The organism is Mycobacterium sp. 4858, assembly GCF_900240975.1.
Classification (GTDB): Bacteria; Actinomycetota; Actinomycetes; order Mycobacteriales; family Mycobacteriaceae; genus Mycobacterium.
Genome location: NZ_LT968776.1, coordinates 125,726 through 150,742 on the forward strand (window position 1 = coordinate 125,726; position 25,017 = coordinate 150,742).

The 25,017-nt window shown below is 71.0% G+C and carries 24 protein-coding genes and 1 pseudogene; 5 read left to right on the plus strand and 20 right to left on the minus strand.

The window, feature by feature from the left end; genetic code table 11:
- Positions 1 to 32: 32 nt before the first annotated feature.
- From C1737_RS08740 to C1737_RS08760, 5 genes are all read right to left on the minus strand, one after another.
- Complete coding sequence (locus C1737_RS08740; protein WP_067923687.1) at positions 33 to 422, minus strand: antitermination protein NusB; 390 nt, start codon at positions 420 to 422, stop codon at positions 33 to 35.
- Positions 419 to 913, minus strand: coding sequence for a transcription antitermination factor NusB (gene nusB, locus C1737_RS08745; protein ID WP_067923689.1), 495 nt, complete (start codon positions 911 to 913; stop codon positions 419 to 421). The genes C1737_RS08740 and nusB overlap by 4 nt, the downstream gene beginning before the upstream one ends.
- A complete protein-coding gene (gene efp, locus C1737_RS08750) occupies positions 910 to 1,473 on the minus strand; it encodes an elongation factor P (protein ID WP_007171952.1) in 564 nt (187 codons plus the stop codon). Before efp ends, nusB begins: the two co-directional genes overlap by 4 nt.
- 134 nt (positions 1,474 to 1,607) lie before the next feature.
- Positions 1,608 to 1,829 carry a hypothetical protein gene (locus C1737_RS08755; protein WP_231980576.1) on the minus strand — a complete coding sequence of 74 codons (222 nt, stop codon included), beginning with the start codon at positions 1,827 to 1,829 and terminating at the stop codon, positions 1,608 to 1,610.
- Positions 1,830 to 1,878: 49 nt separating this feature from the next.
- A complete protein-coding gene (locus C1737_RS08760; protein ID WP_102417894.1) occupies positions 1,879 to 2,997 on the minus strand; it encodes a Xaa-Pro peptidase family protein in 1,119 nt (372 codons plus the stop codon).
- A 33-nt stretch (positions 2,998 to 3,030) separates the two neighbouring features.
- Between C1737_RS08760 and C1737_RS08765 the strand changes: the two genes are divergently transcribed.
- On the plus strand, positions 3,031 to 3,747 hold the full coding sequence (locus C1737_RS08765) for a B-4DMT family transporter (protein ID WP_102417895.1): 717 nt from the start codon (positions 3,031 to 3,033) through the stop codon (positions 3,745 to 3,747).
- 9 nt (positions 3,748 to 3,756) lie between these two features.
- Here the strand turns inward: C1737_RS08765 and aroQ are convergent, their stop codons facing one another.
- The 10 genes from aroQ to C1737_RS08815 form a co-directional block, all read right to left on the minus strand.
- Positions 3,757 to 4,185, minus strand: a complete 429-nt coding sequence (gene aroQ / locus C1737_RS08770; protein ID WP_102419861.1) for a type II 3-dehydroquinate dehydratase — start codon at positions 4,183 to 4,185, stop codon at positions 3,757 to 3,759.
- Positions 4,186 to 4,199: 14 nt separating this feature from the next.
- Complete coding sequence (gene aroB / locus C1737_RS08775; RefSeq protein WP_102417896.1) at positions 4,200 to 5,276, minus strand: 3-dehydroquinate synthase; 1,077 nt, start codon at positions 5,274 to 5,276, stop codon at positions 4,200 to 4,202.
- A complete protein-coding gene (locus tag C1737_RS08780) occupies positions 5,273 to 5,809 on the minus strand; it encodes a shikimate kinase (RefSeq protein WP_102417897.1) in 537 nt (178 codons plus the stop codon). Before C1737_RS08780 ends, aroB begins: the two co-directional genes overlap by 4 nt.
- Positions 5,809 to 7,023 carry a chorismate synthase gene (gene aroC, locus C1737_RS08785; RefSeq protein WP_102417898.1) on the minus strand — a complete coding sequence of 405 codons (1,215 nt, stop codon included), beginning with the start codon at positions 7,021 to 7,023 and terminating at the stop codon, positions 5,809 to 5,811. Before aroC ends, C1737_RS08780 begins: the two co-directional genes overlap by 1 nt.
- Before the next feature lie 55 nt (positions 7,024 to 7,078).
- On the minus strand, positions 7,079 to 7,513 hold the full coding sequence (locus tag C1737_RS08790; RefSeq protein WP_102417899.1) for an A24 family peptidase: 435 nt from the start codon (positions 7,511 to 7,513) through the stop codon (positions 7,079 to 7,081).
- Positions 7,514 to 7,524: 11 nt separating this feature from the next.
- On the minus strand, positions 7,525 to 8,382 hold the full coding sequence (locus C1737_RS08795; protein ID WP_102417900.1) for a shikimate dehydrogenase: 858 nt from the start codon (positions 8,380 to 8,382) through the stop codon (positions 7,525 to 7,527).
- On the minus strand, positions 8,360 to 9,601 hold the full coding sequence (mltG, locus tag C1737_RS08800; RefSeq protein ID WP_067923716.1) for an endolytic transglycosylase MltG: 1,242 nt from the start codon (positions 9,599 to 9,601) through the stop codon (positions 8,360 to 8,362). The genes C1737_RS08795 and mltG overlap by 23 nt, the downstream gene beginning before the upstream one ends.
- Entirely contained in the window at positions 9,594 to 10,103 is a 510-nt protein-coding gene (gene ruvX, locus C1737_RS08805) for a Holliday junction resolvase RuvX (protein ID WP_067923719.1), read from the minus strand. Before ruvX ends, mltG begins: the two co-directional genes overlap by 8 nt.
- Positions 10,104 to 12,809 carry an alanine--tRNA ligase gene (gene alaS, locus C1737_RS08810; RefSeq protein WP_102417901.1) on the minus strand — a complete coding sequence of 902 codons (2,706 nt, stop codon included), beginning with the start codon at positions 12,807 to 12,809 and terminating at the stop codon, positions 10,104 to 10,106.
- Between the two features lie 84 nt (positions 12,810 to 12,893).
- Positions 12,894 to 13,283 (minus strand): secondary thiamine-phosphate synthase enzyme YjbQ, encoded by a 390-nt coding sequence (locus tag C1737_RS08815; protein WP_197509136.1) that lies wholly within the window; start codon positions 13,281 to 13,283, stop codon positions 12,894 to 12,896.
- 193 nt (positions 13,284 to 13,476) lie between these two features.
- Here C1737_RS08815 and C1737_RS08820 point away from each other — a divergent pair, with 193 nt between their 5' ends.
- Entirely contained in the window at positions 13,477 to 14,100 is a 624-nt protein-coding gene (locus C1737_RS08820; protein WP_067920403.1) for a hypothetical protein, read from the plus strand.
- Here C1737_RS08820 and C1737_RS08825 read toward each other — a convergent pair whose 3' ends face one another.
- Complete coding sequence (locus C1737_RS08825; RefSeq protein WP_067920401.1) at positions 14,101 to 14,436, minus strand: hypothetical protein; 336 nt, start codon at positions 14,434 to 14,436, stop codon at positions 14,101 to 14,103.
- Positions 14,433 to 15,797: a replication-associated recombination protein A gene (locus tag C1737_RS08830; protein WP_102417902.1), complete on the minus strand. Its 1,365-nt coding sequence runs from the start codon at positions 15,795 to 15,797 to the stop codon at positions 14,433 to 14,435. Before C1737_RS08830 ends, C1737_RS08825 begins: the two co-directional genes overlap by 4 nt.
- A 91-nt stretch (positions 15,798 to 15,888) precedes the next feature.
- On the opposite strand from C1737_RS08830, the pseudogene C1737_RS08835 reads away from it, so the two are divergent.
- The 3 genes and pseudogenes from C1737_RS08835 to C1737_RS08850 all read left to right on the plus strand — a co-directional run bounded on the left by C1737_RS08835 (position 15,889) and on the right by C1737_RS08850 (position 22,937).
- Positions 15,889 to 16,759 (plus strand): annotated as a pseudogene (locus C1737_RS08835) (hypothetical protein).
- Positions 16,760 to 16,890: 131 nt separating this feature from the next.
- Positions 16,891 to 20,226 carry a DUF2126 domain-containing protein gene (locus C1737_RS08845; RefSeq protein WP_102417903.1) on the plus strand — a complete coding sequence of 1,112 codons (3,336 nt, stop codon included), beginning with the start codon at positions 16,891 to 16,893 and terminating at the stop codon, positions 20,224 to 20,226.
- The gene (locus tag C1737_RS08850) at positions 20,226 to 22,937 is read left to right on the plus strand and encodes a circularly permuted type 2 ATP-grasp protein (RefSeq protein ID WP_233214723.1); all 2,712 of its coding nucleotides are present in this window, start codon (positions 20,226 to 20,228) and stop codon (positions 22,935 to 22,937) included. The genes C1737_RS08845 and C1737_RS08850 overlap by 1 nt, the downstream gene beginning before the upstream one ends.
- Before the next feature lie 131 nt (positions 22,938 to 23,068).
- On the opposite strand, the gene C1737_RS08855 is transcribed toward C1737_RS08850, so the two are convergent.
- From C1737_RS08855 to C1737_RS27505, 3 genes are all read right to left on the minus strand, one after another.
- Positions 23,069 to 24,433 carry an HNH endonuclease signature motif containing protein gene (locus C1737_RS08855; protein ID WP_102417904.1) on the minus strand — a complete coding sequence of 455 codons (1,365 nt, stop codon included), beginning with the start codon at positions 24,431 to 24,433 and terminating at the stop codon, positions 23,069 to 23,071.
- Positions 24,434 to 24,543: 110 nt separating this feature from the next.
- Complete coding sequence (locus tag C1737_RS27115; protein ID WP_233214724.1) at positions 24,544 to 24,849, minus strand: hypothetical protein; 306 nt, start codon at positions 24,847 to 24,849, stop codon at positions 24,544 to 24,546.
- Positions 24,801 to 25,016, minus strand: a complete 216-nt coding sequence (locus tag C1737_RS27505) for a hypothetical protein (RefSeq protein WP_369807521.1) — start codon at positions 25,014 to 25,016, stop codon at positions 24,801 to 24,803. Before C1737_RS27505 ends, C1737_RS27115 begins: the two co-directional genes overlap by 49 nt.
- Between the last annotated feature and the right edge of the window lies 1 nt (position 25,017).

The following is a 25,017-nucleotide window of genomic DNA, read 5'->3' on the forward strand; positions in this document are numbered from 1 at the left end:
GCCGCCCACGTGATCGTTTCGCGTGAGCCCGGTCAGCCCTCCAGCTCGTCGTCGGCGTCCACGACGCGCCGATTCGCCCGGGTGCCGTCGACCCAGCGCAGGACCGGAAGGTCCCAGCGCCGGGCCGGCAACTCGGTGACGTCGGTCAGGGACCTGACCACCGACTGCGTCAGGCCCATGATCGCGGCCATCACCGGCAACAGCGGCTGCAGCGGCCTGGCGGCCGAGCGGACGGTGCTGATGCGGCGCGCCACGATCAGGCGTTCGACGCAGTGATACAGCCAGGCGCCCACGCCGAGCGCGTAGATGGACAGCGCCGACGCCACGATGGTCCACCCGAAGGCGGCGCAGACGACGGCGCCCAGCACGACCGTCGCGGCCAACAACCCCGCGACGACGACGCGCAGCTCCAGCCGGGTCACCCGTCGGGGCCCTCGTCCTCCGGCCCGGCGGCGGCGGACCGGACCGCCGCGGCGGCGGCCCGGATCTGCGGCGTCACCAGCATGACCTGGCCCAGCACGCCGTTGACGAAGCCCGGCGAGTCGTCGGTGGACAGCTCCTTGGCCAGCTGCACGGCCTCGTCGACGGCGACCGGCTCCGGGACGTCGTCGGCGTAGAGCAGCTCCCACACGGCGACCCGCAGGATCGCGCGGTCGACGGCGGGCAGCCGGTCCAGCGTCCAGCCCTGCAGGTGCGAGCTGATCAGATCGTCGATGTGGGCGGCGTGCTCGCCGACCCCGCGGGCGGCCGCGACCGTGTAGGGCTGCAGCGGCGCCACGTCGGGGTTGGCGTCGGCCAGCGCGGCCCGCATGTCGACCACCTCGGCCGCACCCAGCCCGCGGGCCTCGGCCTCGAACAGCAGGTCGACGGCGCGCTTGCGGGCGTGGTGGCGTCCCCTGACGGGCCTGCTCACGCGTTGACGCGCCCCAGGTAGCTGCCGTCGCGCGTGTCCACCTTCAGCTTGTCGCCGGTGTTGATGAACAGCGGCACCTGGATCTCGGCCCCGGTCTCCACGGTGGCGGGTTTGGTGCCAGCGCTGGACCGGTCACCCTGCAGGCCCGGCTCGGTGTGGGTGACCTCCATCTCGACCGACACCGGCAGCTCGATGTAGAGCGGCGCCCCGTTGTGGAACGCCACCTGCACCGGCAGGCCCTCCAGCAGGAACCGGGCGGCGTCGCCGACCAGCGACTCCGGCAGCGGGTGCTGCTCGTAGTCCTGGCTGTCCATGAACACGAAGTCCGAGCCGTCGCGGTAGAGGTAGGTGGTGTCGCGCCGGTCGACGGTGGCGGTCTCCACCTTCACGCCGGCGTTGTAGGTCTTGTCGACGACCTTGCCCGACAGCACGTTTTTCAGCTTGGTGCGCACGAAGGCCGGGCCCTTGCCGGGTTTGACGTGCTGGAACTCGACGATCTGCCACAGCTGGCCGTCGATCACCAGCACCAGTCCGTTCTTGAAATCGGCGGTGCTTGCCACGGTTCGGTGTCTCTCCTAGGGAATGGACAGTCGTTCTCCGACTGTCTGCAATGTGTCCGTCAGTCTAAATCGCGTCGCGGCAACGACCCGCGCGTCGGGTGGCCCGGGGGCCGGCGGGAAGCCCGCCGCACGCGCTAGGGGCCGGCCTCTTCCGGCTTGGTGGCCGACGGGGGCATCCGCTTGATCATCGTCAAGAAGGGAACGCTCAGGCCTCTACCGCCGGTGAACGGCACGGGGACGGTGAAATACACGATGTCGATCTCGAGCCGCATCTCCCGCAAGGGCTGCGCGTGGATGTCCCACCGGAAGTCCCGCAGGCGCGCCAAACCACGTTCGATTGGCTCCACCCCACTCACGCCCCCCGACTCTACCCCGGGGCGCCGATCCGCCAAATGCCCCGGTTGGCTAGCCGAGAACGGCCAGCTCCTTGGGAAACCTGGTCAGCAGTTCCGGTGCGCGATCGCCGGTCGCCGCCGCCTCGTCGGGCACGACCAGGGTGTCCTCGATGCGCACGCCGCCGCGGCCGGGGAGGTAGACGCCCGGCTCGACGGTGACCACCGAACCCGCCAGCAGTGTGCCGGTGGAGGTGGCCCCGATCCCCGGCGCCTCGTGGATCTGCAACCCCACCCCGTGCCCCAGCCCGTGACCGAACTGCTCGCCGTACCCCGCGTCGACGATCATCCGCCGCGCCGCGCCGTCGACGTCGCGCAGGCTCGCGCCCGGCCGCAGCGCCTCCCGGCCGGCCCGCTGTGCGTCGGCGACCAGCTGGTAGATCTCCAGTTGCCAATCGGCGGCCTTGCCGAGCACGAACGTGCGCGTCATGTCGGAGTGATAGCCGGCCACCAGCGCGCCGAAGTCGATCTTGACGAAGTCGCCCGCCGCCAGCGGCGCGTCGGTGGGGCGATGGTGCGGGATCGCCGAGTTCGCGCCGGCCGCCACGATGGTCTCGAACGAGATCGCATCGGCGCCGTGGTCGAGCATCAGGGCCTCCAGCTCCCGGCTCACCTCGCGCTCGGTCCGCCCGGGCCGCAGGCCGCCGCGCTGCACCAACTCCGCGAGCGCGGCATCGGCCGCCTCGCAGGCCAGCCGCAGCAGCGCCACCTCACCGTCGTCCTTGACCTCACGCAGCGCCTCGACGGTTCCCGCGGCCCGCACCAGCTCCGTGTCCGCCTTGCGCTCGCCGAGCTCGCCGGTCAGGGCGTCGAACGCGTCGACGGTGACCACATTGCTCTCGAACCCCAGCCTCCCCACGCCGCCCTCGGCGGCCCGGCCGACCAGATGCCGCCCGAGGGCCCGCTCGATGGCGATCTCGAGCCCCGGCGCCTGTTCGGCGGCCTGGGTGCGATACCGGCCGTCGGTGGCCAGCACCGGGTCGCGATCGTCGGCGAACACCAGCAACGCGCCGTTGGATCCGGTGAAACCGGACAGGTAGCGCACGTTGTGCAGGTCGCTGACCAGCATGGCGTCCAGTCCGACGGCCACGATTTGCGCTTTCAGGTTGTCCCGACGCTGAGAATGTGTCACGACCCTTGACGGTACTCGCTACGCTGATTGCCCATGACTAACTGGATGCTGCGCGGATTGGTGTACGCCGCGGCGATGGTCGTCGTTCGCTTGTTCCAGGGGGCGTTGATCAACGCGTGGCAGACGCAGGCCGGGCTCTTTAGCGTGGTGCTGCTGCTTCTGTTCATAATCGGCGTGGCCGTGTGGGGGGTTTTCGACGGCCGGGCCGACGCCGTCGCCAACCCGGACCCGGACCGGCGCCGCGATCTGGCGATGACCTGGCTGCTGGCCGGCCTGGTGGCCGGCGTGCTGTCCGGCGCCGTCTCTTGGCTCATCGCGCTCGTGTACAAGGGTCTCTACACCGGCGGCCTGATCAACGAGGTGACCACGTTCGCGGCGTTCACCGCGCTGTGCGTGTTCCTGCCCGGGATCATCGGCGTCACCGTCGGCCGCTGGCGGGTGGACCGGCAGTACGAGAAGGAGCCGGAGAAGCGCCACGGCCTTGGCGCCAAGCAGGGGCGAGACGGCGACACCGACGTGTTCTCGGCGGTCCGCGGCGACGACGCGCCGACCGGGGAGATCCCGGCGGCCGCAGCGCAGCACGAGGAGCGGACCGCGGCGGTCGCGACGGCCGAGCGGGATGCCCCCACGGAAGCTGTCGAGCGTGACGCCCCCACCGAGACGATCGCCAAGACCGAGGACGATCCCAAGACCGAGGTGATCCGCAAGGTCGGCGACGAGCCCGCCAAGCCGGACCCGGACAAGGGTTAGGGCAAGGCTTTAGCGCTTGGCGGTGTCCGCCAGGTAGCGCAGGGCAAGCAGGTAGCCCTGGATCCCCAGCCCGACGATGACCCCGGTCGCGACCGGGCTGAGGTACGAGTGGCGCCGAAACTCCTCGCGGGCATGCACATTGGAGATATGCACCTCGATCAGCGGCGCGCGCAGCTCGGCGCAGGCGTCGCGCAGCGCGACGGAGGTGTGGGTGAGGCCACCGGCGTTGAGGATCACGGGTTCGCCCGCGTCGGCCGCGGCATGAATCCAGTCCAGCAGCTGGGCTTCGCTGTCGCTTTGCCGCACAACGGCTTCCAGGCCGAGCGCGGCGGCCTCCCGCTCGATCAGCGCGGCCAGTTCCTCGTGCGTGGTGTCCCCGTACACGTCGGGCTCGCGGCGACCCAGCCGGCCCAGGTTCGGGCCATTGATGACTTGCACGCCGACGTTGGCCCTCACGAAGCTATCCCGTCGTACGCCGCCGCCAGCAGCGCCGGGTCCGGCCCGGCCAGCCGCCCCGGCTTGGCCAGGCCGTCGAGGATCACGAACCTCAGCACACCGGCGCGGGACTTCTTGTCCTGAGCCATGTATTCCAGCAGCTGCGGCAGCGCGTCGGCGTCGTAACCGACCGGCAGCCCGAGCGCCGACAGGACCGTGCGGTGGCGCTGCGCGGTCGCGTCGTCGAGCCGGCCGGCCAGCCGCGCCAGCTCCGCGGCGAACACCAGGCCCACCGACACCGCGGCGCCGTGGCGCCACTCGTAGCGCTCCCTGCGCTCGATCGCGTGCGCCAACGTGTGGCCGTAGTTCAGGATTTCGCGCAGCTCCGACTCCTTCTCGTCGGCGGCGACGACCCGCGCCTTGACGGCGATCGAGCGCCGGATCAGCTCCGGCAGCACGTCGCCCGCGGGGTCCACGGCGGCCCGCGGGTCGGCCTCGATGAGATCGAGGATCACCGGGTCGGCGATGAAACCCGCCTTGACCACCTCGGCCATCCCGGCGACGAGTTCGTTGTGCGGCAACGTTTCCAGGGTCGCCAAGTCGACGAACACCGCGAGCGGCTGGTGGAACGCGCCCACCAGGTTCTTGCCCGCGTCGGTGTTGATGCCCGTCTTGCCGCCAACGGCCGCGTCGACCATGCCGAGCAACGTGGTGGGGACGTGGACGATGTCGACGCCACGCAGCCAGGTGGCCGCCGCGAAGCCGGCGACGTCGGTGGCGGCGCCGCCGCCGAGGCTGACCACGGCGTCTTTGCGGTCGATCCCGATGCGGCCCAACACCTCCCAGAGGAAGCCGACCACCGGCAGGTCCTTGCCGGACTCGGCGTCGGGGATCTCGATGCGGTGCGCGTCGACGCCCTTGTCGGCCAGGCGGCTTCGGATCGCTTCGGCGGTGTGTGCCAGCACCGGCTGGTGCACGACGGCCACCCGGTGCCGGTCACAGAGGAGTTCGACCAGCTGGTCGCCCAAGTCGGTGCCGATGACCACCGGGTAGGGCGGGTCGACGGCCACCTGCACCGTGACCGGCGCGGTCACGGCGCGGCCTCCGCGTGGGCGTTCTCCGGTGTCTGCAGCCTGGACACGATGTAGCGCACCACCGCCCCCGGGTTGCGGCGGTTGGTGTCGACGCGGATGGTCGAGACTCGCCGGTACAGCGGGACGCGTTGCGCCATCAGGGTTTTGTACTTCTCGGCGCGGTCGGGCCCGGCCAGCAGCGGGCGCACGGCGCCGCCGCCGGTGCGCCGCACGCCCTCGTTGGCGCTGATCTCCAGGTAGATCACGGTGTGGCCGGCGAGCGCGTCGCAGACCCCGGGGCTGGTGACGGCCCCGCCGCCGAGCGACACCACGCCGTCGTGGTCGGCCAGCGCGGCACGCACCGCGTCCTCCTCGATGCGGCGGAACTCCCGCTCGCCGTCGGTGGCGAAGATGTCGGCGATGCTGCGGCCGGCCCGCTGCTCGATCTCGGCGTCGGTGTCGAGGAACTCGACGCCGAGCGCCTTGGCCAGCCGCCGGCCGATGGTGGACTTGCCCGAGCCCGGCAGCCCGACGAGTACGGCCCTGGGGGCCATCACGCGGTACCCCGCGCGGCCGGCGACTCCCGGTCGGCCACCGCGCGCTGATACGCCTCGATGTTGCGGCGGGTCTCGGTGAGCGAGTCGCCGCCGAACTTCTCCCGCGCCGCCCGCGCCAGCACCAACGCCACCATCGCCTCGACCACGACGCCGGCCGCCGGCACCGCGCAGACGTCGGACCGCTGGTGGATGGCGACGGCCTCGCCGCCGGTCGCCATGTCGACGGTCGCCAGCGCCCGCGGCACGGTGGAGATGGGCTTCATCGCGGCGCGCACCCGCAGCGGCTGGCCGTTGGTCATGCCGCCCTCGAGGCCGCCGGCGCGGTTGGTCGAGCGGACCACACCGTCGGGCCCGGGATACATCTCGTCGTGGGCCCGGCTGCCGCGGCGGCGCGCCGTCTCGAAGCCGTCGCCGATCTCCACGCCCTTGATGGCCTGGACGCCCATGACCGCGGCCGCGAGCTGGCTGTCCAGCCGGTTGTCGCCGCTGGTGAACGAGCCCAGCCCGACCGGCAGGCCGACGGCCACCACCTCGACCACGCCGCCGAGGGTGTCGCCGTCCTTCTTGGCCGCCTCGATCTCGGCGATCATCGCCTCCTCGGCGGCCTTGTCGAAGGCGCGCACCGGGCTGTCGTCGATCGCGGGCAGGTCTTCCGGGCGCGGGGGCGGGCCGTCGTAGGGCGCCGAGGGGCCGATCGCGATGACGTGGGAAAGCACGTCGACGCCGAGCGCCTGGCGCAGGAACGAGCGGGCGACCGTGCCGGCCGCGACGCGGGCGGCGGTCTCGCGGGCGCTGGCCCGCTCCAGCACCGGGCGGGCGTCGTCGAAGCCGTACTTGAGCATGCCCGCGTAATCGGCGTGGCCGGGCCGCGGCCGGGTGAGCGGTTCGTTGCGGGCCGAGTTCTGCAGGTCGGCGGCTCGCTCCGGGCCGACCGGGTCGGGCGCCATCACGGTCTCCCACTTGGGCCACTCGGTGTTGCCGATCTCGATGGCGATGGGGCCGCCCAGCGTGATGCCGTGGCGCACCCCGGACAGGACGGTGACCGCGTCGCGTTCGAACTTCATCCGCGCGCCGCGGCCGTAACCGAGCCGGCGGCGGGCCAGTTGGTCGGCGATCTCGGTCGAGTTGACCTGCACGCCGGCGACCATGCCTTCCAGCAATGCCACCAATGCACGGCCATGTGACTCCCCGGCGGTGATCCAGCGCAACACCCGACCATCTTCCCATGTGCGCCCGGGCGGGCTTAAATCCGCGCGTCGCCGGGGCTCAGACGAGGATCAGCCCGATCGCGACGGCGGTGGCCACGCACATCGACGGGCCGTGCGGCACCGCCGCGGCGCACGCCCGGCCGGCGAGCCGGCCCGCCACGGCCCACGCCACGGTCAGCAGCGGCGCGGCCAGCGCCGCCAGGAACCACACCGCGGCGCCGAAGCAGCCGGCCAGCGCGCCCAGGCCGATCGCCAGCTTGACGTCCCCGGCCCCCATCCCCGCCGGCGCCACCAGGTGCACCGGCAGATAGACCGCGGTCAGCGCGGCCGCCCCGGCCAACGCCGGCCCGCCGTGCCCGGCCACGGCGGCCACCAGCAGGATCACCCCGGCCCCGGGCAGCGTCAGCAGATTCGGTAACCGGCGCTCGCGGACGTCGTAACCGCTCAACACCGCAAGCCAGGCCAGAACCGCGAGCGCCGCCGTCATCCGCATGTCGCGGGACGCTAGCCGAGGGACGCGGCCATGGCCTCGCGCGGCGCCGGGAGCCCTGTGAACAACTCGACCTGGGTGAACGCCTGGTGCAGCAGCATCTGCAGCCCGCTGATGACGCGGCCGCCGGCGGCGGCCACCGCGGCGGCCAGCGGCGTCGGCCACGGGTCGTAGACGGCGTCGAGCAGCACCGGGATCGGCGCGAAGGTGTCCGCGTACCGCGCCGCGACGTCCGCGGGGATGGTGCTGACCAGCACCTCCGCGCCGGCCACCGCCGCGGATAGGCCGGCGTCGTCGATGTTCACGAACCGCGTCGCGACCCCGGCGCCCGTGCCGAGGTCCACCAGCCGGGCGGCCTTGTCGGGGTTGCGCGCGACGACGGTGATGGCGGCGACACCCAGTTGGGCCAGCCCCAGGACGGCCGCGGGCGCGGTGCCGCCCGATCCGCACACCAGCGCAGGGCCGGCCACCTCCCCTTGTGAGGCCAGCCCTTGTGACCCGAGCGCCCCGCTCACGCCGTCGATGTCGGTGTTGTCGGCCAGCCAGCCCGCCGGCGTGCGGACCAGGGTGTTGGCCGAACCCACCCGCTCGGCTCGTTCGGTGCGCTCGTCGGCGAACCGCAACGCGGCGAACTTGCCCGGCATGGTCACCGACACCCCGACCCACTCGGGGCCGAACCCGCCTACCACCGCGGGCAGCTGCTCGGCGTCGCACTCGATGCGCTCGTAGGTCCAGTCGTGCAGGCCCAGCGCCCGGTAGGCGGCCAGGTGCAATTGCGGGGACTTCGAGTGGGCGATCGGCTTGCCGAGCACCGCCGCCTTGCGGGGTCCAGCGCCCGGACCGGGCGCGCTAACGGGCCGAGTCGAGGACACCGTTGCGCTTAGCCAGCTCGATATTGGCCAGGTGCTGCTGATAATCCTTGGTGAACAGCGTCGTCCCCTGGGCGTCGATGGTGACGAAGTACAACCAGTCACCGGGCTCGGGGTGCTCGGCGGCGTGCAGGGCGTCGACACCGGGCGAACAGATCGCCGTCGCGGGCAGCCCCTGCGACACGTAGGTGTTCCACGGTGTCTTCTGGGCGCGGTCGGCGTCGGTGGTGGCCACCTCGCGGCGGTCCAGCGGGTAGTTGACCGTCGAGTCGAATTCCAGCGTGTGGTGGGCGTGCAGCCGGTTGTAGATGACCTGGGCGACCTTCGCGAAGTCCTGGGATTTGGATTCCTGCTCCACCAGCGAGGCCACCACCAGGATGTCGTAGGGCGACAGGCCCATGGTCTGCGCGGTGTCCACCAGCCCGGACTTCATGTACTCGACCGCGCCGGCGCTGATCAGGCCGGACAGGATGGTCTCGGCCGACGCGGAGGGGTCGACGTTGAAGGTTCCCGGTGCGATCAGCCCCTCGATCCGGCGATGGTCCTTGCCGAGCTCGGTGAACGGCTCGACGGCCCACGGCGGCACCGCCAGCGCCGCGGGGGTGCTGTTGGTCGCCGCCGCCCGCAGCTCCTCGACCGCCACGCAGTGCTGGTCGCCGTCCAGGGTCACGCACGTGGCGCGGGAGATCAGTGTCAGGATGCCCGGGGTCACCTTGTTGGTCTTCATGTCGGTGGTGTCGTCGAGCTGGCGGCCCTCGGGGATCACCAGCCGGCCCACCCTGTTGTTCGGGTCGGCCAGCCGCGCGACCGCGTTGGCCGCCGGGATTTCGGTCCGCATCCGGTAATAGCCGGGCTGGATCGAGGAGATCTTGCTGTTGCCGTGCGCGGCGTTGACGAAGGCCCGGACGGTCTTGATCACCTGCTCGTGCTGCAGCGTCTCCCCGACCATCGTGGTCGAGTCACCGTCCTTGATCTGAATCACGATGTCGCGCTTGCCGTCTCCGGTGTAGTCGTCGCCGGCCCCGAACACCGTGTGCCAGAGCTTGGCGCCGACGAAGACTCCCACCAGGACGACGACGGCCACGACCGCGAGCACGATCTTGCCGGCGAACCGCCGGCGGCGGCGTCCCCGTTCGGCCTGGTTCCGGGCGACGCGACTCTTTTTCCGGGACGGACCGACCGCTTCGGGCTCGGCCCGTTGGCGCCGTGCGCTGTCAACCATCGGCGGGCTCCCCCGCGGCCAGGGTGGCGCGGCGCTGGTCGAGCCAGCTCTGCAGGATGGCCACCGCGGCCGCCTGGTCGATCACCGCGCGCTGCTCTCTGGCCCGGACGCCGGCCGCGCGCAGCGAACGCTGCGCGCTCACCGTGGTCAGCCGCTCGTCGGCCAGTCGGACGGGCGTGGGGGCGATCCGCTGGCCCAGGGTGTCGGCCAGCTCCATGGCGTCGAGCGCCGAGGGCCCCGTGCGGTCGGCCAGCGTCCGCGGCAACCCGACGACCACCTCGACCGCCCCGAGCTCGGCGGCCAGCTCGGCCAGTCGCCGCACGTGCTTGCCGGACCGGTCGCGCCGCACGGTTTCCACCGGGGTGGCCAGGATGCCGTCGGGGTCGCTGCAGGCGACACCGATGCGCACGCTGCCGACGTCGACGCCCATCCGTCGGCCGCGTCCGGGATCCTGGTCGGGGTCGCCGGGCCGGTCGGGCAAGCGATGCTGTGCGGGGACCACTCAGCCGACCCGCGCTATCTCGGAGCGGAGCGCGTCGAGGGCCGCGTCGATGCGGGTCGGATCCTTCCCGGCGCCCTGCGCCAGGTCCGGCTTGCCGCCACCGCGGCCGTCGACGGTCGCAGCCAGCTGCTTGATCAGGTCGTTGGCGCGGATTCCGAGGTCCTGGGCGGCGGGGTTCGCGGCGACCGCGTACGGCACGCTGCCGCCCTCGCCCTCCGCGATCAGCGCCACCACCGCGGGCTCGCTGCCCAGCTTGCCGCGGATGTCGCCCACCAGGGAACGCAGGTCGCCCGCCGTCATCCCCGCGGACATCCGTTGCGCCACCACACGGACGTTACCGATACGCTCCGCACCGGCCGCGGCGTTGGTCGCGGCGGCACGCGCGCCGGCCAGCCGCGCGCGTTCGAGCTCCTTCTCGGCGGCCTTGAGCCGCTCCACCAGGCCGGCCACCCGGGCGGGCACCTCGTCGGACGGCACCTTCAGCGACGACGCCAGCCCGGCCATCAGGGCGCGTTCTTTCGCCAGGTGGCGGAACGAGTCCAGCCCCACGTAAGCCTCCACCCGGCGCACCCCCGAGCCGACCGACGATTCGCCAAGGATGGTGACCGGCCCGATCTGGGCCGAGTTGTGCACGTGGGTCCCACCGCAGAGCTCCAGCGAGAACGGCCCGCCGATCTCCACCACGCGGACCTCGTCCGGGTAGGCCTCGCCGAACATCGCCATCGCGCCCATGGCCTTGGCCTTGTCCAGCCGCTCGAGGAACGTGTGCACCTCGAAGTCGGCCTGCACGGCCTCGTTGGTGACCTCCTCGACCTGGGTGCGCTGCTCGTCGGACAGCGGGCCCTGCCAGTTGAAGTCGAATCGAAGGTAGCCGGGGCGGTTCAGCGACCCGGCCTGGACGGCGTTGGGGCCCAGCACTTGTCGCAGCGCGGCGTGCACCATGTGGGTGCCCGAGTGCCCCTGCGTGGCCCCGCGGCGCCATTCCGGGTCGACCGCCGCGACGACGGTGTCGCCCTCGACGAATTCGCCGGATTCGACGTTGACCCGGTGCACCCACAGGGTTTTGGCGATCTTCTGCACGTCGGTGACCGCCGCGCGGGCGCTCTCGCCGGCCCCCGTCCCGCTGATGGTGCCCTCGTCGGCGATCTGCCCGCCGGACTCGGCGTAGAGCGGGGTGCGGTCGAGCACGAGCTCGACCTGCCGCGCGCCCGCCCCTTCCGTTTGCGCGCCGTGGGTGACGACCGGCACCCGCTTACCGTCGACGAAGATTCCGAGAATCTTTGCCTCCGACGACAATTCGTCGAAGCCGGTGAATTCGGTGGGCCCGGCGTCGACCAGCTCCCGGTAGGCGCTCAGGTCGGCGTGCGCGTGCTTGCGGGCGGCGGCGTCCGCCTTCGCCCGGCGCCGCTGCTCGGCCATCAGTTCCCGGAAGCCGATCTCGTCGACCTGCAGGCCGGCCTCGGCGGCCATCTCCAGGGTCAACTCGATGGGGAAGCCGTAGGTGTCGTGCAGCGTGAAGGCGTCCGAGCCGGAGATCGCCTTGGTCCCGGCGGCCTTGGTGGCGCCGGCCACCTCGTCGAACAGCTTGGAGCCCGCCGCCAGCGTGCGGTTGAAGGCGGTCTCCTCGGCGACGGCGATGCGCCTGATCCGGCTGAAGTCGGCGACCAGTTCCGGGTACGACGGGCCCATCGCGTCGCGCACGGTGGTCATCAGCTCGCCGACGATGGGTCCCTCGATGTCGAGGAGCTTGGCCGACCGGATCACCCGGCGCAGCAGCCGGCGCAGCACGTAGCCGCGCCCGTCGTTGCCCGGGGTGACGCCGTCGCCGATCAGGATCGCCGCGGTGCGGCTGTGGTCGGCGATCACCCGGTAGCGCACGTCGTCGGAATGATTGCCCACGTCGTAGGGACGGGCGGCCACCGCGGCCACAGTTTCTATGACCGGCCGCAGCAGGTCGGTCTCGTAGACGTTGTGCACGCCCTGCAGGATGAACGCCACCCGCTCGACGCCCATGCCGGTGTCAATGTTCTTGCGGGGCAACGGCCCCAGGATCTCGAAGTCGGTCTTGCCGGTGCCCTCGCCGCGTTCGTTCTGCATGAACACGAGGTTCCAGATCTCGATGTAGCGGTCTTCGTTGGCCACCGGGCCGCCGCCGACCCCGAACTCTTCCCCGCGGTCGTAGTAGATCTCCGAGGACGGGCCGCACGGCCCGGGGATCCCCATGGACCAGTAGTTGTCCTCCATGCCGCGGCGCTGGATCCGCTCGGCCGGCAGGCCGGCGATCTCCTGCCACAGCCGGACGGCCTCGTCGTCGTCGAAATAGACCGTCGTCCAGATTCTTTCGGGGTCCAGCCCGTAGCCGCCCTCGGACACGCCGTTGGTCAGCAGGGTCCACGCCAGCTCGATGGCGCCGCGCTTGAAGTAGTCGCCGAACGAGAAGTTGCCCGCCATCTGGAAGAAGGTGTTGTGCCGGGTGGTGATGCCGACCTCGTCGATGTCGGGCGTGCGGATGCACTTCTGGATGCTGGTGGCCGTCGAGTACGGCGGGGTGCGGGCGCCCAGGAAGTACGGCACGAACTGGACCATGCCGGCGTTGACGAACAGCAGGTTGGGGTCGTCGAGGATCACCGATGCGCTCGGCACCTCGGTGTGGCCCGCCTTCACGAAATGATCAAGAAACCGTTTCCTGATCTCGTGTGTCTGCACTGTTGAGTCCGCTTCTTTCCTGTTTGCTCGCTGCGTGGACGTCTGTTCCAGCCTATTCGCTGGAGTGGAGGGTGTACCGGGCCGCTAACCCTCCAGAAAGCTCAGCCGTACCGACCGCTGCGGGTTGTCGCGGTTCAGGTCGACCAGCACGATGCTTTGCCAGGTGCCCAGCATCGGCTCCCCGCCGGAGACCGGCACCGTCACCGAGGGCGCGACGAGCGCCGGCAGCACATGGTCGGCACCGTGGCCCGGGGAGCCGTGCGAGTGCCGGTAGCGGTCGTCACGCGGCAGCAGCCGTTCCAGTGCGTCGAGCAGGTCGTCGTCGGAGCCGGCCCCGGTCTCGATGATGGCGACGCCGGCCGTCGCGTGCGGGACGAACACATTGCACAGGCCGTCGCCCCGCGACCAGCAGAAGCCACGCACCGCCTCGGTCAGATCGACGATGCGGCGCCGTGCGGTGTCCACGTCCAGCACATCGGTATGCATTCCGACCAGCCTACGGCCCGCCCGCAGGGCCTGCTCAAGGCCAGCCGATCGTTTGTGAGCGCGGCCACATCAGGGTATTGAGGGGCATTGCGGCGCACCAAGGGCAGGAGGAAGGTAACTGGTAGGGCCCGGTGGTGACACCGGGGCCCACTCGACACAAGTCCTACAGAGGAGGTCGGCCGTGTACGCACGCTCCACCACCATCCAGGCACAACCCTTGTCCGTCGATATCGGGATCGCGCACGTCCGCGATGTCGTCATGCCGGCCCTCATGGAGATCGACGGGTGCGTCGGACTGTCACTGTTGGTCGACCGGCAGTCCGGAACCTGCATCGCCACCAGCTCGTGGGACAGCATCGACGCGATGCGCGCCGGCGCCGAGCGGGTAGCCCCGATCCGCGATCGGGCCGCGCTGATGTTCGACGGCAGCGCGCGGGTCGAGGAGTGGGACATCGCTTTGCTGCACCGCGACCATCGCTCCCGACAGGGGGCCTGCGTGCGGGCCACCTGGCTCAAGGTGGTGCCCGATCAGCTCAGCCGATCGCTGGACTTCTACCGGTCCTCGGTGCTGCCGGAGATGCAGGAGCTCGACGGGTTCTGCAGCGCCAGTCTGCTGGTCGACCATCCGGCGTGCCGGCGGGCGGTGTCCTGCTCGACGTTCGACTCGATGGACGCGATGGCGCGCAACCGCGACCGGGCGACCGAGTTGCGCAGCAGGCGCGTCCGCGAGCTGGGCGCCGAGGTGATCGACGTCGCCGAGTTCGAGCTGGCGATCGCTCACCTGCGGGTGCCCGAGTTGGTGTAGCTAGGGCAGCGCGTCGCCGGGAAAGCCCCGGCAGGGGTGCACCTGGTAGGTGAACACATTCGCGGCCACGCCCGGGTCGTCCTGCATGATCGCGGTGGTCTCGTCGACCGTGGCCGCGAACACCCCGATGCCGCAGACGTCGGATTCGTCGGCGACGGGCAGCACCACCGCCAGCACGCCGTCGTCGCGCAGCCCGAAGTTGCGCCGCCCGTGCTCCCAGATGATCGCGGGCGACGACTCGTCCCCGAACCGCGGCCCGCGCTTGAGGATGACGACGCTGTATTCCCTGGCGGTGGGCAGCAGCTCGCCCATCTCCTGGTCGGTGAAGTGCTTCACGCCCGCCCCCGCTTCCTGCGGATGATCGCCCGCAACCGTTCCAACCGCCCGGCCATCTCCCGCTCACCGCCGCGGCCGGTCGGGCGGTAGTAGTCGACGCCCACCAGCTCGTCCGGTGGATATTGCTGGGCGACGACGCCGTCGGGATCGTTGTGCGAGTACTGGTAGCCCTGTGCGTGTCCCAGCGCCGCCGCGCCGGAATAGTGCCCGTCGCGCAGATGCGGCGGCACCAGTCCGGCCTTGCCCGCCTTGATGTCGTCCATCGCCGCCGCCAGCGCGGTGGTGACGGAGTTCGACTTGGGCGCGGTCGCCAGGTGGATGGTGGCGTGCGCCAGCGTCAGCTGCGCTTCGGGCATGCCGATCAGCTGCACGGTCTGGGCGGCGGCCACCGCGATCTGCAGGGCGCTCGGATCTGCCATGCCGATGTCCTCGCTGGCGAGGATCATCAGCCGGCGCGCGAGGAACCGCGGGTCCTCCCCCGCGACCAGCATGCGGGCCAGGTAGTGCAGCGCCGCGTCGACGTCCGAGCCGCGCACCGACTTGATGAAGGCGCTGATGACGTCGTAGTGCTGGTCGCCGTCGCGGTCGTAGCGCACCGCGGCCTTGTCCAGCGACTGCTCGATGGTCTCGACGGTCACCGACTCGGCGGCTTCGGCCGCCACCTCCAGCGCCGTCAGCGCCCGCCGGGCATCCCCGGCGGCCAATCGGACCAGCAGGTCGACGGCGTCGGGTGTCACCGCGACGCGACCGCCGAGCCCGCGGGGGTCGTCGATCGCCCGCTGCACGACGGTGCGGATGTCGTCGGCGCTCAGCGGGCGCAACTGCAGGATCAGCGACCGGGACAGCAGGGGCGCCACCACTGAGAACGACGGGTTCTCGGTGGTCGCGGCCACCAGCAGCACCACCCGGTTCTCCACGGCGGACAGCAGGGCGTCCTGCTGGGTCTTGGAGAACCGGTGCACCTCGTCGATGAACAGCACCGTCTGCTCGCCGCGCAGCAGCGCCTTCCGTGCGTTCTCGATGACCGCGCGGACGTCCTTGACGCCGGCCGACAGCGCCGACAGCGCCTCGAACCGGCGGCCGGTCGCCTGGGAGACCAGCGCGGCCAGTGTGGTCTTGCCGCTGCCCGGCGGGCCGTAGAGGATGGCCGACGCCACGCCGGATCCCTCGACGAGGCGGCGCAGCGGCGATCCGGGCGCCAGCAGGTGCTCCTGCCCGACCACTTCGTCCAGCGAGGCCGGACGCATGCGCACCGCCAGCGGCGCTCCGGCCGACACGCCCATGCCGTGGTCGCCCGCCGGCGGCGCACCGGGCAGGTCACTGGGCATGTCAAACAGACCGTCGGACACGGCTTCAGGCATACCACGGAATCTAATCCGGGCGGCCAGCGCACATCTTTGCTAAGTTCCCGAGTGCGCGTGCCCACAGGTTGAGTCAACAGCTAGGACGGACATGAGCCAGCCTCCCGAGTATCCAGGCACCCCGGCCGACCCGCACGGCAGCGACCAGAACCCTCCGGGTTATCCCCCGCCCCCCAATCCCGGTGCCACACGGCTACGGCCCACCATCCGGCTACGGCGCCCCGCCCAAGCCCGCGTTCAGCGTGGGCGAGGCGTTCAACTGGGCGTGGAACACCTTCACCAAGAACGCCGTGGCGTTGATCGTTCCCGCGCTGGTCTACGGGCTGCTGATCGGGGTGGCCGTCGCGCTGCTCACGCTGAGCCAGAACATGACCACGGCCACCAGCTCCGACGACTACGACTTCACCTTCACGACCAGCCTGACCGGCCCCGGGTATGGGCTGATGATCCTCGGCTACCTGGTCGCCTACGCGGTGAGCGCATTCGCGCAGTCGGCGTTCCTGTCCGGCTGCCTCGATCTCGCCGACGGGCGCGCGGTGACCATCGGCTCGTTCTTCAAGCCACGCAACCTCGGCATGGTGTTTCTGGCCGTGCTGATCGTCGAGGTCCTCACCTCGATCGCGTCGGCGTTGTGCTTCGTCCCGGGCCTGGTGTTGGGCATCTTCACCCAGTTCACCGTGCCGTTCGTGATCGACCGCTCGGAGTCGGCCATCAAGGGCTTCACGTCCAGCTTCTCGCTTGCCGGGTCGAATTTCGTCAACGCGCTGCTGGTGTGGCTGGTCGCGTTCGCGTCTTTCCTCGTCGGTTTTCTGTTGTTCGGCATCGGCCTCTTGGTGGCGGCCCCAGTCGCGTCCCTGGTGATCATCTACGCCTACCGCAAGCTGTCCGGCGGCCAGGTCGTCCCCGTGCCGCAGCCGGGTTACCAGCCGGCCCCGCCGCCGCCGGGGCCGCAGCCGGCCTAACCGCCGGCTCCGCGGCCGCAGCCGGCGTAACCGCCGGCATCTGCGCTGGCCCGCCGTCCAAGTTACGGCGCTGTTAGCCACGGCTGCGGTGCGCTGCGGCCGTGTGCCGCCTGTGATGAGATCACCTTGATATGAGCATCAAAGTCGCGCTGGAACACCGCACCAGCTACACCTTTGACCGTCCGGTGCGGGTGTATCCGCACGTCGTGCGGCTGCGCCCGGCGCCCCATTGCCGCACGCCGCTGGACGCCTACTCGCTGCGCGTCGAGCCCGAAGAGCACTTCATCAACTGGCAGCAGGACGCGGTGGGCAATTTCCTTGCGCGCCTGGTGTTCCCGAACCCCATGCGGCGACTGACCATCACGGTCGGGCTGATCGCCGACCTCAAGGTGATCAACCCGTTCGACTTCTTCATCGAGGACTGGGCCGAGACTTGGCCGGCAGACGGGTTGACCTATCCCAAGGAGCTGGCCGCCGACCTGGAGCCATACCTGCGGCCCGTCGACGAAGACGGTGAGGGATCGGGTCCCGGCGAGCTCTGCCGGGCCTGGGTGCGCCGGTTCTCGGTGCCCGACGGCACCCGCACCATCGACCTGCTGGTCGCCCTCAACCGCGCCGTCAACGCCGACGTGGCCTACAGCGTGCGGATGGAACCCGGCGTGCAGACACCGGATCACACGCTGCGCACCGGGGTCGGCTCGTGCCGCGATTCGGCGTGGCTGCTGGTGTCGATCCTGCGCCAGCTGGGCCTGGCCGCCCGCTTCGTGTCCGGCTATCTGGTGCAGCTGGCTTCCGACGTGCAGGCGCTCGACGGGCCCTCCGGCCCGGCCGCCGACTTCACCGACCTGCACGCCTGGGCCGAGGTCTACATTCCCGGCGCGGGCTGGATCGGGCTGGACCCGACGTCGGGGTTGTTCGCCGGCGAGGGCCACATCCCGTTGGCGGCCACCCCCCAGCCGGCGTCCGCGGCGCCCATCAGCGGCGGCACCGAACCGTGCGAATCGGTGCTGGAGTTCTCCAACACCGTCACCCGCGTCCACGAGGACCCCCGCGTCACCCTGCCCTACACCGACACCGCGTGGCAGACGATCCGCGAGGTCGGCGCGCGGGTCGACGAGCGGCTGGCGGCCGCCGACGTCCGGCTGACCATCGGCGGCGAGCCGACATTCGTGTCGGTGGACAACCAGGTCAGCGAGGAGTGGACCACGGCCGCCGACGGCCCGCACAAGCGCCAACGCGCCTCCGACCTGGCCGCCCGCCTGAAGGCGGCGTGGGCGCCGAACGGGCTGGTGCAGCGCGGGCAGGGCCGCTGGTATCCGGGAGAACCGTTGCCGCGCTGGCAGATCGCGTTGTACTGGCGCACCGACGGGCGTCCGCTGTGGAGCGACGACGCGCTGCTGGCCGACCCGTGGGGGGACCGCTCGGAGCCCGTCGACGACGACGCGGGCCAGCGGCTGCTCGCCGCGATCGCCGACGGCCTCGGGCTGCCGCCGTCGCAAGTGCGGGCCGCCTACGAGGACCCACTGCACCGGCTGGCGACCAAGGTGCGACATCCCGAGGGCGACCCGGTGGACGCGGCCGATGATCTCGACCCCCAAGACGGCGCAGACTCCCCCGCCGCTCGCGCCGCCCTGCTGGCCCGCCTCGACGAGTCCGTCACCGCCCCAGCGGCTTTCGTGCTGCCGCTGCACCGCCGCGACGACGGCCTGGGCTGGGCCAGCGCCGACTGGCGCCTGCGCCGCGGCCGAATCGTGTTGCTGCCCGGCGATTCTCCGGCGGGCCTGCGCCTGCCGCTGGATTCCATCAGCTGGCGGCCCCCGCGCCCGTCGTTCGACACCGACCCCCAGACCGTCGGGGACGCGCTGTCGCCGGAACCGGGCACCGCGGTCGTGGAAGACCCCGAGACCGCGCCGCCCACCGCGATGGTCGCCGAGGTCCGCCATTCAAGTCACGGGGACCTGCTCTACCTGTTCATGCCGCCGACCGAGGCGCTGGAACACTTCGTCGACCTCATCGCCCGCGTCGAGGCCGCGGCCGCCAAGATCGACTGCCCGGTGGTGATCGAAGGCTACGACCCGCCGCCGGACCCCCGACTCCGCTCGACGACGATCACCCCGGATCCCGGCGTCATCGAGGTCAACGTCGCGCCCACCGCCAGCTTCGCCGAGCAGAGTCAGCAGCTCGAAACGCTGTATGAGCAAGCCCGGCTTGCCCGGTTGTCCACCGAATCCTTCGACGTCGACGGCACCCACGGCGGCACCGGCGGGGGCAACCACATCACGCTGGGCGGCGTCACCCCCGCGGATTCACCGCTGCTGCGGCGGCCGGACCTGCTGGTCTCGCTGCTGACCTATTGGCAGCGGCACCCGTCGCTGTCGTATCTGTTCGCCGGCCGGTTCGTGGGCACCACCTCGCAGGCGCCGCGCGTCGACGAGGGCCGCGCCGAGGCGCTGTACGAACTCGAGATCGCGTTCGCCGAGATCGCGCGGCTGTGCGCGGGCGGCGCCCCCAAACCCTGGGTGATCGACCGCGCGCTTCGCCACCTGCTGACCGACATCACCGGCAACACCCATCGCGCCGAGTTCTGCATCGACAAGCTCTACAGCCCCGACAGCGCCCGCGGCCGCCTCGGCCTGCTGGAGCTGCGCGGCTTCGAGATGCCCCCGCACCTGCGCATGGCGATGGTGCAGTCGCTGCTGGTGCGCTCGCTGGTGGCGTGGTTCTGGGACGAGCCGCTGCGTGCCCCGCTGATCCGGCACGGCGCCAACCTGCACGGTCGATACCTGTTGCCGCACTTCCTGATTCACGACATCGCCGACGTGGCGGCCGACCTGCGTGCACACGGCATCGCGTTCGAGACCAGCTGGCTGGACCCGTTCACGGAGTTCCGCTTTCCACGCATAGGCACCGCGGTGTTCGACGGCGTGGAGATCGAGCTGCGCGGGGCGATCGAGCCGTGGAACACCCTGGGCGAGGAGGCCACCGCCACCGGCACCGCCCGCTACGTCGACTCGTCGGTCGAGCGTATCCAGGTCCGCATCATCGGCGCCGACCGCCACCGCTACGTGGTCACCGTCAACGGCTACCCGGTGCCGCTGCTGGCCACCGACAACCCCGACATCCACGTGGGCGGGGTGCGATTCAAGGCCTGGCAGCCGCCGAGCGCGCTGCACCCCACCATCAGCACCGACGTGCCGCTGCAGTTCGAGCTGGTCGACCTGACCACGGGCACGTCGCGCGGCGGCTGCACCTATCACGTCGCGCATCCCGGCGGGCGGGCCTACGACGAGCCGCCCGTCAACGCCGTCGAGGCCGAGGCGCGCCGCGCCCGCCGCTTCGAGGCGACCGGCTTCACCGCCGGCAAGCTCGAGCTGTCGGACATCCGGGAGAAGCAGGCCCGCATCTTCACCGACGTCGGCGCGCCGGGCATCCTCGACCTGCGCCGCGTGCGTACCGTGCAGCGGTAATGGTGTTTGCCGACAAAACATTCGGCGCCGGCGCAGCCCCGGCGGCCGCTGGTGGCCGCCACGAAGACGGCTACAACGACCGCTACGACGCGGACCGCCTGCTGGCCGGATACCGGGCCGCGCGCGCCCAGGAGGCGCTGTTCGACCTCCGGCACGGCCCGGCCGCCGGCTACGACGAGTTCGTGGACCGGGACGGGAACGTGCGGCCGGCCTGGGCGGAGCTGGCCGACACCATCGCCGAACGCGGCCGGTCTGGGCTCGACCGGCTGCGCTCGGTGGTGCGCGGCCTGATCGACAGCGACGGCATCACCTACACCGACGTCGATCCCGGCGTGCACGGGCTGGAACCGCGGCCGTGGATCCTGGACACGCTCCCGCTGGTGTTGTCGGCCGCGGAGTGGGAGGTGCTCGAGGCCGGGCTGACGCAGCGGTCCCGGCTGCTCGACGCGGTGCTCGCCGACCTGTACGGGTCGCGCAGCCTGCTCACCGACGGCATCCTGCCGCCGGAGTTACTGTTCGCCCATCCCGGTTACGTGCGCGCCGCCAACGGCATCGAGGTGCCCGGGCATCACCAACTTTTCCTGCACGCCTGTGACGTAAGCCGGCTACCGGACGGCAGCTTCCGGGTCAACGCCGACTGGACGCAGGCGCCGTCGGGCGCCGGCTACGCGCTGGCCGACCGGCGCGTCGTCGCGCACTCGATCCCCGATCTCTACGAACGGATCGTGCCGCGGCCGACGACGCCGTTCGCCCAGGCGCTGCGGCTGGCGCTGATCGACGCAGCGCCCGACGACGCGCAGGATCCGGTGGTGGTGGTTCTCAGCCCGGGCATCTTCTCCGAAACCGCGTTCGACCAGGCGTATCTGGCCACGCTGCTGGGTTTCCCGTTGGTGGAGAGCGCCGACCTGGTGGTGCGCGACGGCAAGCTGTGGATGCGCTCGCTCGGCACCTTGAAACGGGTCGACGTCGTTCTGCGCCGCGTCGACGCGGACTACGCCGATCCCCTGGACCTGCGGGCCGATTCCCGGCTCGGCGTCGCCGGCCTGGTGGAGGCGTGCCACCGCGGGACGGTGACCGTGGTCAACACGCTGGGCAGTGGCATCCTGGAAAACCCTGGGCTACTTCGGTTTTTGCCGCAGCTGTCCGAGCGCCTGCTGTCCGAGGCCCCGCTGCTGCCGACCGCGCCGGTCTACTGGGGCGGCATATCCGGCGAGCGGTCGCACCTGCTGGCCAATCTGTCGTCGCTGCTGATCAAGTCCACGGTCGGCGGCGAAACCCTTGTCGGTCCGACCCTTTCGTCTTATCAGCTGACGCAGTTGGCCGCCCGCATCGAGAAGATGCCCTGGCAGTGGATCGGCCAGGAGCTACCCCAGTTCTCGTCGGCGCCCACCGACCACGCCGGGGTGTTGTCGTCGGCCGGCGTCGGCATCCGGTTGTTCAACGTCGCCCAGCGCGGCGGATACGCCCCGATGATCGGTGGCGTCGGCTACGTGCTGGCGCCCGGTCCGGCCGCGTACACGCTGCAAACCGTTGCGGCAAAGGATGTTTGGGTGCGCCCCACCGAGCGCGCACGGGCCGAGGCGGTGAGCCTGCCGTCGCCCGCACCGCCGGCGAAGACGGCCGCGGGCACTTGGGGCGTCAGCTCGCCCCGTGTGCTGTCCGACCTCTTCTGGATCGGTCGTTACGGCGAGCGCGCGGAGAACATGGCGCGGCTGCTGCTGGTCGCCCGGGACAGGTTCCACGTCTACCGGCATCAGCAGCACACCGAGGAAAGCGAATGCGTGCCGGTCCTGATGGCCGCCCTGGGCCGGATCACCGGAACGGGCACGGGGGCGGACGACAGGCCCGACGATGTTGGCGCCAGTGACGGAGCCAGCGACGGCGCCGAGATGATCGCCGTCGCGCCCTCCACGCTGTGGTCGCTGACCGTGGACCCGGACCGGCCCGGATCGCTGGTGCAGTCGGTGGAAGGTTTGGCGCTGGCCGCCCGCGCCGTGCGCGACCAGATGTCCAACGACACCTGGATGGTGCTGGCCGGGGTGGAGCGCGCGCTGGCCCAGCGGCGGGAGCCGCCGGATTCGCTCGCCGAGGCGGATGCGCTGCTCGCATCGGCTCAGACACAGACGCTGTCCGGGATGCTGACCCTGGCCGGGGTGGCCGGCGAGTCGATGGTGCGCGACGTGGGCTGGACGATGATGGACATCGGCAAGCGCATCGAACGCGGCCTCTGGCTGACCGCGCTGCTGCGGTCCACACTGACCGCGGTGCGTGGCACCGCCGCCGAACAGACGATCATCGAGGCGACGCTGGTGGCGTGCGAGTCGTCGGTCATCTACCGGCGCCGCACGGTGGGCAAGGTCAGCGTCGCCGCCGTGGCCGAGCTGATGCTGTTCGACGCGCAGAACCCGCGGTCATTGCTCTATCAAGTGGAGCGGCTGCGGGCCAACCTCAAGGACCTGCCAGGAGCGTCGGGGTCGTCGCGCCCGGAGCGGCTGGTGGACGAGATCGGCACCCTGCTGCGTCGCTCGCATCCCGCCGAGCTGGAAGCCGTCAGCGCCGAGGGGCTGCGCGCGGAGCTGGCCGGCCTGCTCGGTTCGGTGGACACGGGGCTGCGCGAGCTCGCCGAGGTGATCACCACGACGCAGCTGGCGCTGCCCGGTGGCATGCAACCGCTGTGGGGCCCCGACGTCCGCCGGGTGATGCCGGCCTAGCGGCGATCGCGAGCGCGGCGAAGCCGGGCGAAGCGGGTCGCCGCCATCCGGCCCAGCGGCGATCGCGAGCGCGGCGAAGCCGGGCGAAGCGGGTCGCCGCCATCCGGCCTCGCGGCGAGTTGCATGTTGTGTCAATGGGGTTCGTCGTCGTCGCCGTCTTCGAGGAGTCGTTCGGGGTGGTGGTAGCTGTTGGTGCGTGGTTGTCCGCGATCCAGGTGGGGTGGGGGGAGCCATTCGGTTTCGCCGCGGGCGTTGGTGCGGGTGGTCCAGCCCTGTTCGGCGAGTCGGTTGTCGGGGCCGCAGGCCAGGGTGAGGTCGTCGATGTCGGTGCGGCCGGTGGATCGCCAGCCGCGGACGTGGTGGACCTGGCTGTGGTAGGCCGGCGCGTCGCAGCCGGGTTTGGTACACCCACGGTCCTTGGCGTACAACATGATTCGCTGGGCGGGTGAGGCCAGGCGTTTGGTGTGCCACAGCGCTAGTGATCGGCTCTTGTCGAAGATCGCCAAGTAATGGTGAGCGTGGCCCGCCCAGCGGATCACGTCCGACATCGGCACCAGGGTGCCGCCGGCGGTCAACGCCTTGCCGGCGGCGGCTTCGAGGTCTTGCAAGGTGGTGGTCACCACGATCGACACCGGCAGCCCGTTGTGGGAGCCCAGGTCCCCCGACGCGAGCAGCCCGCGCAGCCCGGCCAGGAAGGCGTCATGGTGGCGTTGAGCCTGGCTGCGGGTGTCGCGGCGCACCGCCTCCTCATCGGGTGTCTCATCGACCACCGGGGTCTCATCCTCGGGGTTGCACACTCCGGGTGCGGCGAGTTTGGCCAGCATCGCTTCGATCGCGGCCCGCAGCTCCGGGGTGATCAGCCCGCTCAGCCGTGACATACCGTCGACGTCTTGTGCCCCCAAAATGATGCCGCGTCTGCGGGCCCGCTCGGCGTCGCTGTAGTCCCCGTCGGGGTGTAGCCAATCCAGGATCCGCTGGGCGTATTTGGCCAACTCGTCGGGCCGGTAGCCGGCGGCCTTGTCGGCCAGGTCGGCCTCGGCGGCCTGGCGGGTGAACACGTCGACCTCAGCCGGCAGGTGGGCGAAGAATCCGCGGATCACGTTGACGTGCCCGTCCCCGATCAGCCCGGCGCGCTGGGCGGCCGCGGTCGCGCTCAACCGCGGCGCCAACGGCTCACCGGTCAACGCGCAGCGCTCGCCGAGATCGCGGGCGTCGGCGATGCGCCGGCCGGCCTCGGCTTTGGTGATGCGCAACCGGTCGGCCAGCCCCACACGCAGCGAGCCACCCAACTCCTCGGGACTGGCCTGGGCGTCGAGCTGATTGATCAACGCGTGCTGAGGCGCGCGCAGCTGGCGGGCCACCCGCTCCACCCGCTCCAGGGCAGCCAACCGCTCCGGGGTGGTCAGCACGTCAAAAGACAACCCACACAACCGGTCCGCATCGTAATCGAGCGCGTCGATGACCTCGACGATCTCCTCACGACTACTGCCACCCATACCCCCAACCCTAGAAACACCCACCGACAAAAAACGCCACAATGTGACCACAGAAACCAAAGTGACACAAGGGAATACAACGATGCGACCGCCAAACGACTAGGCGGTAATCACACCTTGGAGGTCGCGTGATCCATGGCGACCCCCTGGTAGCGGTGCGGATCGGGCAGCCGCCGACAACGCCGCATGTGCACCAGCACCAGGACCGAAAGCACCGCGGCGTAGATGCACCACAGTGACGCGAACACCGTGATGGAGCGATAGCCCGACATCACCGCCGGCCCGATGACAGCCGCGATGTAAAGCACCGCCCACACCCAGCTGTCGTGAACGGCGGTCTGGTATTCCAGCGCGCGCGGCCACCTCTTCACCCCGATCGGTTGGGTGAGGACGACGACGGCCAGGTACACAGACACGACGGCGCCGAGCACCGCAAAAGGCGCCGCCGCAGTCGGGCGCCGCGCGGTTCCAGCATCAAGACCGACAACGGGACCAGCGCGGGAAGCAACGGCAGCGCAACGAAGACGTATGCGCGCACCGCCGACTGCGCCGCCCCGGCTGACACAAAGCTGTTGGGCCACACC